Below are 8,008 nucleotides of genomic sequence, written 5' to 3'. Positions count from 1 at the left end.
CCCCGCCAGTGCGCGCGTCTGCGAGACATGATAGCCGACGCCTGCATGAAGGTGGCATCCGGATAGCGAGGCCTTGGTCCAGGCTGGAGCGCCGCTAGTTGAGATCGCCGTCAACTTGGAGGTCGCAGATATCCTGTCGACAGTTGCCACGCAGACCTTCACGTTCCTGCCAATGTCCCCTTTGCCACCCAAACTTGCCGGTGCTCGAAGCTGGAGCTTTGAACGCTCCGCCGTTCTGTACGATCAAGCGCGCCGCAATACGCCGTTAGCGAAAACGCGGTGGATTACCGACCTCGACCGGGATAAGCCGAGCTCACTACTTCGGTCAGCGTCCTCAATGCGAAAGGAAGCGAGATCAACTCCACCAGACTACGCCAAACCACGCGATAGCGGCCGATCCCACTACTCCCACTCAATCGTCCCCGGCGGCTTGCTCGTCACGTCGTAGACCACCCTATTCACGCCCTTCACCTCGTTGATGATGCGCGTCGCGGTCTCGCCGAGGAATTTCATGTCGAACTGGTAGAAGTCGGCGGTCATGCCGTCGGTGGAGGTGACGGCGCGAAGGCCGACGACGTATTCGTAGGTGCGGCCGTCGCCCATCACGCCGACGGTCTTCACCGGCAGCAGCACGGCGAAGGCCTGCCAGATCGCATCGTAGAGGCCGTGCTTGCGGATCTGGTCGATATAGACCGCATCCGCATTGCGCAGGATGTCGAGCTTCTCCTTCGTGATGTCGCCGGGGCAGCGGATCGCGAGGCCGGGGCCTGGGAACGGGTGGCGGCCGACGAAGACTTCGGGCAGGCCGAGCTCGCGGCCGAGCACGCGCACCTCGTCCTTGAACAACTCGCGCAGCGGCTCGACCAGCTTCATGTTCATGCGATCAGGCAGGCCGCCGACATTGTGGTGCGACTTGATGGTCACCGACGGTCCGCCGGTGAAGGAGACGCTCTCGATCACGTCGGGGTAGAGCGTTCCTTGCGCCAGGAATTCCGCGCCGCCGATCTTCTTGGCCTCCGCCTCGAACACATCGATGAAGAGCCGGCCGATGGTCTTGCGCTTCACCTCGGGATCGGTGACGCCTTCGAGCTCGCCCAGAAACTCTTTCGATGCGTCCACATGGACCAGCGGGATGTTGTAATGGTTGCGGAACAGGTCGACGACGGTCTTCGCCTCGTCCAGCCGCAGCAGGCCGTGATCGACGAACACGCAGGTGAGCTGGTCGCCGATCGCCTCGTGGATCAAGACCGCGGCAACGGCGGAATCGACGCCGCCGGAGAGACCGCAGATCACCTTGCCCTTGCCGACCTGGGCGCGGATCTTCTCGATCGCTTCCTCGCGGAAGGCGCGCATGGTCCAGTCGCCGGTGAAACCCGCGACCTTACGGACGAAATTACGGATCAGCTTGGCGCCGTCGGGCGTATGCGCCACCTCGGGGTGGAACTGCATCGCGTAGAACTTGCGCTTGTCATCGGCGATGACCGAGATCGGCGAGCCCGGCGCGCGCGCCACGGCGCGAAAGCCGTCGGGCAATTTGGTGACGCGATCACCATGGCTCATCCAGACGTCATATTGGCCGCCCTTCACCCAGACGCCGTCGAACAGCGCGCAGTCGTCGGTGACCTCGATGGTGGCGCGGCCGAACTCGCGGTGATGCCCGCCCTCGACGATACCGCCGAGTTGCTGGGCCATGGTCTGCTCGCCGTAGCAGATGCCGAGCACCGGCACGCCCGCCGTGAGAACCGACATCGGCGCTGATGGCGCGTTGGCCTCTAGTACGGAGGCTGGCCCGCCGGAGAGGATCACCGCCTTCGGCTTCATCTCCCTGAAGGCGGCCTCAGCCTTCTGGAACGGGACGATTTCGGAATAGGCGCCCATCTCGCGGACGCGGCGGGCGATCAGTTGCGTCACCTGGCTGCCGAAATCGACAATCAGAATCTTGTCATGCGCCGAGGCCACCGAAGGCGTCGACGAGTCATGAGCTTTGGATTGGGCTGTTTGCTGGGCTGTCATGGCAAGCAGATACGCGACACCGCCCGCCCCCGCAACCGCGCTGGTCGCCGCGCCCACATTCTTCTTTGGGCATGGACAAATCTATATAGGTCAGTATTATTGACCTAATTTGCTCGAGAACGAATGTAGAAGGAGACGATGCCAGAACCCCACGATCCCGCTCGCCTCGCCGCGCTCGGCCGCGACTGGATCGCCGCCTGGAACGCGCGCGACCTCGAGCGCGTGCTAGCGCTCTATGGCGAGGAGGCCGAGATGACCTCGGACAGCATCCCGCCGCTCGGCTTCGGCGCCTCCGGCACCGTGCGCGGCAAGGAGAAGCTGCGCGCCTATTGGAGTGCGGCGCTGGCGAAACTGCCCGACCTGCATTTCGAGTTGATCGACCTGTTCGTCAGCCCCGACAGCATCGTGGTGTTCTATCAGAACGAGCGCGGCATGAAGATCTGCGAGTATCTGCGGCTCGACGCCGACGGCAAGATCCGGCAGGGCTCGGCGAACCATCCGGTGCATTGAGACAGTCTTTCGCAGCGTCATTGCGAGCCAACGGGTCGCGCGAATGCGCGCCCCGTTGGCTCGCAATGACGGTGGAGAATCCGTAGGGTGAGCAAAACATCAGGACTCCGCCCATGAAAATCCCGACCCTGCCCTTCACCGTCACCGACTGGAGCCAGATCGAGCCGACCGTGCATCCCGGCGAAACCGGACAAGCGCTGTGGCGCACGCTCAATATCGGCGATCTGCGGGTGCGCATGGTCGAGTATTCGCCGGGTTATCTCGCCGATCACTGGTGCGATCGCGGGCATGTGCTCTACGTGGTGCAGGGTGAGCTCGACACCGAGCTGCGCGACGGCCGCAAGTTCACGCTGAAGCCCGGCATGAGCTACCAGGTCTCGGACTTCGGCGACGCCGCGCACCGCTCGTCCACGGCAACGGGCGCTACGCTGTTCATTGTGGATTGAACCGACGCATTCCGCCGTCATTGCGAGCGAAGCGAAGCAATCCATAGCGCCGCGTGCGGAGGCATGGATTGCTTCGTCGCTTCAGCGCAAAATTGCTTTGCAATTTTGTCGCGAGCTCCTCGCAATGACGTGAGAACGCCTACCGCTCAGCTCACTACGCGCTCAGCGCTTCCTCGCGCCGACCTTCCAGACGCTGGTGTCCGACCACGCGAGCGCCTTACCCGCTTTCGACGGCAGCACGAGCTGCCCGACGGCCTGCCCCGCCCGATCCAGCAGCACCGAATGGGCTTCGCCGCGGGCGTAGAGATGCGCCTCGCCCCATTGCCGCAAGCTGACCACGACCGGAAACAGGTCGCGGCCCTTCGTCGTCAGCGCATATTCCTGATAGGCGCTGCCGTCGGACGCGGCGACCTGTTCCAGCACACCAAGCTCGACCAGCTTGCGCAGCCGCGTCGTCAGCATGCCCTTTGCGATGCCGAGACTCTTCTGGAAATCGCCGAACCGGCGCAGGCCATCGAGCGCATCGCGCACGATCAGCAGCGACCACCAATCGCCGATCGCATCGAGTGCGCGCGCGACCGGACATTCGGCCTTGGTAAAACCGGTGCGCTTCATCGCTTCCCTCTCCTGCTCGTTCACGATTTCGAACTGGTCCTAAAATAGGACTAGACAACACCTAACGCAACTGGTCTCATCATAAGACTGGATTGCAAATTGCAGCGGAGGCGTGATGACGAACCAGACCATGACGAAGGCCCGGCCGGCCAAGGACGACGACAAGACGGACGGCAAGCACGGCAGCACCACGGCGGGNGGGCGCGCTGTCGCCCGCCGTGGTGCTGCTGTTCGCCGTCGCCTGCGGGCTCAGCGTCGCCAACATCTATTTCGCGCAGCCGCTGCTCGACACCATGGCGCAGGATCTTGCCATTACGCCCGCGGTGATCGGCGGCGTCGTGACGCTCACGCAAATCGGCTACGCCTTCGGCCTTGTGCTGATCGTGCCGCTCGGCGATCTCTGGGATCGCCACAGGCTGATCGTCGGCCAGACCGTGCTGTCAGCGATTGCGCTCACCATCGTCGGCACCGCGCCGAACGCCGCCGTGCTACTCGCCGGCATGGTGCTGGTCGGGCTGCTTGCGGTCGTGATCCAGGTGCTGGTCGCCTACGCCGCGACGCTGGCGGTACCGGCCGACCGTGGCCGCACCATTGGCACCGTCACCAGTGGCGTGGTCTCGGGCATCCTGCTCGCACGTTTTGCCGCCGGGGCGCTGGCCGATCTCGGCGGCTGGCGTGTCGTCTACCTCACCTCGGCCGCGCTGACGCTGGTGCTGGCCGCGCTCTTGGCGCGCGCGATGCCGCGGCACGCGCCGCAGCCGATGGCCGGATCGTCTTACGCAAAATTGTTGCGCTCGACGGTCGCGCTGTTCGTCGAGGAGCCGATCCTGCGCGAGCGCGCGGTGTTCGCGCTACTGATCTTCGCAAGCTTCAGCATGTTCTGGAGCTCGGTCGTGCTGCCGCTCGCCGCTCCCCCGCTGACGCTCTCGCACACCACGATCGGAATGCTCGGGATCGCCGGCCTCGCCGGCGCGCTGGCGGCACGCAATTCGGGCCGCCTCGCCGATCGCGGCTGGGGACAGCGCACCACCGGACTGTCGCTGATGCTGATGCTGGTCGGCTGGGCTCCGATCGCCTTCCTGCATACCTCGCTGTGGCTGGTGCTGGTGGGCGTGGTCATGATCGACTTCGCGGTGCAGGCCGTGCATGTCACCAACCAGAGCTTGATCGTCGCTGCGCGGCCCGATGCGTCGAGCCGTCTGATCGGCGCCTACATGGTGTTCTACGCGATCGGAAGCGGGCTTGGCGCGATCTCGTCGACTGTTGTCTACGCGATGGCCGGCTGGATCGGCGTCTGCGTGCTCGGCGCCGCCACCAGCGCCATCGCGCTGCTGTTCTGGGTCATTGTGGTGAGCAAGACGCCGGTGCCTGTGGGTGCCGCGTATGAATGCGGGCGGTCGTGACCGCACTCGTCATTCCGGGGCGCGCAAACGCGCGAACCCGAAATCTCGAGGTTCCCCAGTGCCAAATTGCGCACTTGAGGTTCAATGCTAACGCATCGCCCCGGAACGACGGCGCCCTGATCATCCCTTCTTCAACACCGACACGAAGAACCCGTCCGTGCCGGTCCGGCGCGGCGTCATCAGCCAGCCTTCGGCCGACGGCAGCGCGGCCTTGGCAAAATCCTCGGCCTTGTCCCACAGCACCGAGGCCGTCTGCTCCGGCGGCTGCACCGAAAACTCCGGATGGCGCGCGATGAAGGCTCGCACCTGCTCGCCGTTCTCCTCAGACAGCACCGAGCAGGTGATGTAGGCGATCCGGCCGCCGGCCTTCACCAGCGGCGCGGCGCGATCGAGCACCTCGGCCTGGTCCTTCAGCCGCACCTCGAGCGCGCCGGGGCGCATGCGCCATTTGGCGTCGGGATTGCGGCGCCAGGTGCCGGTGCCCGTGCAGGGCGCATCGATCAGCACGAGATCGGCGGAGGCCTCGATGTCGGAGAGCACGTCCGCCTCGCCGCGCGGCGTGCGCACCTCGCAATTGTGCACGCCGGCGCGTGACAGCCGCTCGTGGATCGGCGCGAGCTGGCGCTTGTCGTGGTCGGTTGCGATCAGCCGGCCCTTGCCGCCCATCATCGCCGCGAGCGCCAAGGTCTTGCCGCCGGCACCGGCGCAGATGTCGATCACCTGCTCGCCGGGCTTTGCGGCCGAGAACAGCGCCGCGAGTTGCGAGCCCTCGTCCTGCACCTCGATCGCACCCTTGATGAAGTCTTCTTCCGAATGGATGCCGGGATTGCGCGCGTCGGCGCCGAGTTCGACGCGCAGGCCGAGCGGCGACCATGGCGTCTCCCTGGCGCCGAGATGCGCCAGCCGCGGCAGGATCTTCTCGCGCTTGCCCTTCAGCGTGTTGATCCTGAGATCCAGCGGCGCGCGGCTCGCCATCGCCGTCGCCTCCGCGGCGCGGTCGTCACCGAACACCTTTGCAAGATACGGATCGAGCCATTCCGGGTAGTCGCCAGCGATCGACGCCGGCGCGTCCACAAGCGAGCGCGAGGTCAGCGCCGCCTGCTCGGCCTCGGTCAAAGGGGCCGGCGCAAAGCGGCTGCCGTCGCAGAAGGCGGCGATGGTCGCGAGGTCCATGCCGCGCTCGAGCTTGAGCATGCCGAGCACGCGGGCGCGGGCGCTGTCGTCGTCCATCAGATAGGCCGCGGAGGATTGCCGGCGCAGCACGTCCCAGATCAGGCCGGAGATCGCGGCCCGGTCGCCGGAACCGGCATAGCGGTGCGCGATGCCCCATTCCTTCAGCGCTTTCGCCGCGGGAATGCGCTGGGCGTCGATGGTGGCAATCAGGTCGATGGCGGCGGAGAGCCGGGCAGCGGGAGTCATTGGTCTCTTTCGGTTGGACGCGTCAGATCAGCAGCAGTATCCTGAGCGCGAAATACAGCCACATCACAAACAGCACCAGCACGCCCGCGAACCAGGCGAGCGAGCGCGGCCGCACGTCATTGGACGTGACGAAGATGCCGGCATGGGCAAAGCGCGTCACCACGAACACCCAGGACATCAGCACGATGAACAGATCGGCATGACGCAGCGGCAGCGCCAGTGCAATCAAAACGTAAAACAGAATGGGGAGTTCGAACTGGTTGGCAAAACAATTGCCGAACTGGGTGGCGCGGACCGGCCAGTTCTGCTCGCGCAGCGCGATGTCCCGCATCTTGGTTTCACCGCTCGTGAGCGCCCGGGTGCGCATCGTTGCCATCCCGAACAAGAGCGCGAAGGTCAATCCAATCTGGATGAAGAGTGGCAGCAAAACCATTTGAATAGACATGAGAATCTCCGTCAGCCGCGGTGCTGCCCGCCCCTCTTAGCGGCAGCCTTCGCCGCTGACAATGAAGGCCGCAGGGAGCCGCTTAAACCATCATCCGAGCCGTCGTGACCAACGCACAGGACATCAGCGGTTTCAGCCCCACTGGCGGGTGCTCTCGATGAACATCACCTCCCCGATCCTGGCCGGCACCATCCGCCCACCTGAGTTCCCCACCGATTCCGTGACCTCGCTGCTGACCTGGCCCGCCACCGGCTGGTTCGGCGACGGCCTGGATGGCGGCCTCGGCATGGTAATGTCGGGCCTCGCCGGCGTCGCCGCAGCGCTCTTGGTCACGGTCGTGCTCTCGATCTATTTCTGCACCGGCTACCGGTCGACGCGCGACATCGTCAGGCACGGGCTCGCCACGGCGCTGGTGCTCGCCCTGCTCGGCCTTGTGGCTTACGACATGCGTCACGACGCGCTCGCCTATTTCGGACTCAACGCATCGCCCGCAGAGACCGGAACAAATCTCCCCAACACGGGGCTGTTCGGAAGCCGCGTCATTGCGCCTGCCCCGCCAGTCCGCTGGACGCAGCAGCTGGCGATCTAGAGCTCTAGCCAGGGCATGCAAGCGTCAAAGTCAAACAACACATCAAACAACGCATCAAACAGGGCATCGAACAAGTCGTCGAAATCGTCATCGTTCCGACTTCGCGCTGACCTATGCTCCGGCCGAAAGGATCGATGCAATGGCCCAGTTTCGTCTGACGCAAATCTCCGACACCCACCTCGCCCGCCGCCTGAAGATCCTCACAGACAACTTCCACCGCGTGAGCGAGCACATTGACGCGACGCGGCCCGATCTCGTGCTCAACAGCGGCGACGTCTCGTTCGACGGCCCGACCAGCCGCGACGATCTCGTCTTCGCCAAGGAGCTGCATGCCGCGCTGCCGGTCGATTGCCGCTATCTGCCGGGCAATCACGATATCGGCGACAACCCGACTGAGGTCGCCGTAGCGCCGGCACAATTGCCGACCGACGAGACCTGCAAGGCCTTCACCTCCGTGCTCGGCGAAGACCGCTGGCGGTTCGAGGCCGCCGGCTGGTGCTTGATCGGATTGAACTCGCTGATCATGAACACCGGCCTCGACAGCGAGGCCGAACAGTTCGACTGGCTC

General features: G+C 64.9%; 9 protein-coding genes. 5 read left to right on the top strand and 4 right to left on the bottom strand.

Annotated elements, in window-relative coordinates:
• Positions 1-402: 402 nt before the first annotated feature.
• The gene (guaA, locus tag AS156_RS28315) at positions 403-2,013 is read right to left on the bottom strand and encodes a glutamine-hydrolyzing GMP synthase (protein WP_066511620.1); all 1,611 of its coding nucleotides are present in this window, start codon (positions 2,011-2,013) and stop codon (positions 403-405) included.
• Between the two features lie 138 nt (positions 2,014-2,151).
• On the opposite strand from guaA, the gene AS156_RS28310 reads away from it, so the two are divergent.
• Both AS156_RS28310 and AS156_RS28305 read left to right on the top strand, forming a co-directional pair.
• On the top strand, positions 2,152-2,523 hold the full coding sequence (locus AS156_RS28310) for a nuclear transport factor 2 family protein (protein WP_066511613.1): 372 nt from the start codon (positions 2,152-2,154) through the stop codon (positions 2,521-2,523).
• Positions 2,524-2,636: 113 nt separating this feature from the next.
• The gene (locus AS156_RS28305) at positions 2,637-2,969 is read left to right on the top strand and encodes a DHCW motif cupin fold protein (RefSeq protein WP_066511610.1); all 333 of its coding nucleotides are present in this window, start codon (positions 2,637-2,639) and stop codon (positions 2,967-2,969) included.
• Between the two features lie 162 nt (positions 2,970-3,131).
• Here the strand turns inward: AS156_RS28305 and AS156_RS28300 are convergent, their stop codons facing one another.
• Positions 3,132-3,584: a winged helix-turn-helix transcriptional regulator gene (locus AS156_RS28300; protein WP_066511607.1), complete on the bottom strand. Its 453-nt coding sequence runs from the start codon at positions 3,582-3,584 to the stop codon at positions 3,132-3,134.
• Positions 3,585-3,790: 206 nt separating this feature from the next.
• Here AS156_RS28300 and AS156_RS28295 point away from each other — a divergent pair, with 206 nt between their 5' ends.
• Positions 3,791-4,987: an MFS transporter gene (locus AS156_RS28295; RefSeq protein ID WP_066511605.1), complete on the top strand. Its 1,197-nt coding sequence runs from the start codon at positions 3,791-3,793 to the stop codon at positions 4,985-4,987.
• Positions 4,988-5,107: 120 nt separating this feature from the next.
• Here the strand turns inward: AS156_RS28295 and AS156_RS28290 are convergent, their stop codons facing one another.
• Both AS156_RS28290 and AS156_RS28285 read right to left on the bottom strand, forming a co-directional pair.
• Positions 5,108-6,406 carry an RsmB/NOP family class I SAM-dependent RNA methyltransferase gene (locus AS156_RS28290; RefSeq protein ID WP_066511603.1) on the bottom strand — a complete coding sequence of 433 codons (1,299 nt, stop codon included), beginning with the start codon at positions 6,404-6,406 and terminating at the stop codon, positions 5,108-5,110.
• Between the two features lie 22 nt (positions 6,407-6,428).
• A complete protein-coding gene (locus AS156_RS28285; RefSeq protein WP_066511601.1) occupies positions 6,429-6,851 on the bottom strand; it encodes an MAPEG family protein in 423 nt (140 codons plus the stop codon).
• Between the two features lie 157 nt (positions 6,852-7,008).
• Here AS156_RS28285 and AS156_RS28280 point away from each other — a divergent pair, with 157 nt between their 5' ends.
• Together AS156_RS28280 and AS156_RS45035 are read left to right on the top strand one after the other, a co-directional pair.
• Positions 7,009-7,440 (top strand): hypothetical protein, encoded by a 432-nt coding sequence (locus AS156_RS28280; RefSeq protein WP_066511594.1) that lies wholly within the window; start codon positions 7,009-7,011, stop codon positions 7,438-7,440.
• A 139-nt stretch (positions 7,441-7,579) separates the two neighbouring features.
• On the top strand, positions 7,580-8,008 hold a 429-nt coding region (locus AS156_RS45035), incomplete at its 3' end, for a metallophosphoesterase family protein (protein ID WP_245313106.1).

This window comes from Bradyrhizobium macuxiense (assembly GCF_001542415.1).
Classification (GTDB): Bacteria; Pseudomonadota; Alphaproteobacteria; order Rhizobiales; family Xanthobacteraceae; genus Bradyrhizobium; species Bradyrhizobium macuxiense.
Note: the sequence above shows the minus strand (reverse complement) of the source record. Positions and strands in the feature narration are given on the sequence as shown.

Coding starts and splice junctions, on each gene's coding strand:
- guaA (WP_066511620.1), bottom strand. CDS start 2,013: ATGACAGCCCAGCAAACAGCCCAATCCAAAGCTCATGACTCGTCGACG.
- AS156_RS28310 (WP_066511613.1), top strand. CDS start 2,152: ATGCCAGAACCCCACGATCCCGCTCGCCTCGCCGCGCTCGGCCGCGAC.
- AS156_RS28305 (WP_066511610.1), top strand. CDS start 2,637: ATGAAAATCCCGACCCTGCCCTTCACCGTCACCGACTGGAGCCAGATC.
- AS156_RS28300 (WP_066511607.1), bottom strand. CDS start 3,584: ATGAAGCGCACCGGTTTTACCAAGGCCGAATGTCCGGTCGCGCGCGCA.
- AS156_RS28290 (WP_066511603.1), bottom strand. CDS start 6,406: ATGACTCCCGCTGCCCGGCTCTCCGCCGCCATCGACCTGATTGCCACC.
- AS156_RS28285 (WP_066511601.1), bottom strand. CDS start 6,851: ATGTCTATTCAAATGGTTTTGCTGCCACTCTTCATCCAGATTGGATTG.
- AS156_RS28280 (WP_066511594.1), top strand. CDS start 7,009: ATGAACATCACCTCCCCGATCCTGGCCGGCACCATCCGCCCACCTGAG.